We start from the raw sequence: 254 nt of genomic DNA, 5'->3' as shown, positions 1-254 counted from the left end.
GTCCGCGCCGCGAGATCGGTCAGAGACGACGTCGGATCGGTCATTGTTTCGTCCGCGAACCGCCCGCCTCAACCCGGCCGCACCACCACCTCCACGAGGTTGGCCCCGCCGGAGGCGATCCCCGCCTCGATTGCCGGGGCGATGTCGGCGGCCTTCGTCACCCGCCTGGCGGGCACGCCCATCGAGGCTGCCAGCGCCGGGAAGTCGATGCGCGGGTCTGTGAGGTCCATTGCGATTAACCGGTTGGCCCGCAC

At 70.5% G+C, this 254-nt stretch carries 1 protein-coding gene; it reads right to left on the bottom strand.

Features of this window, described 5'->3' with window-relative positions:
• Positions 1–68 precede the first annotated feature (68 nt).
• On the bottom strand, positions 69–254 hold a 186-nt coding region (locus QRT08_RS18495; RefSeq protein ID WP_286047467.1), incomplete at its 5' end, for a thiamine pyrophosphate-dependent enzyme.

Source organism: Halalkalicoccus sp. NIPERK01, from assembly GCF_030287405.1.
Classification (GTDB): Archaea; Halobacteriota; Halobacteria; order Halobacteriales; family Halalkalicoccaceae; genus Halalkalicoccus.
Note: the sequence above shows the minus strand (reverse complement) of the source record. Positions and strands in the feature narration are given on the sequence as shown.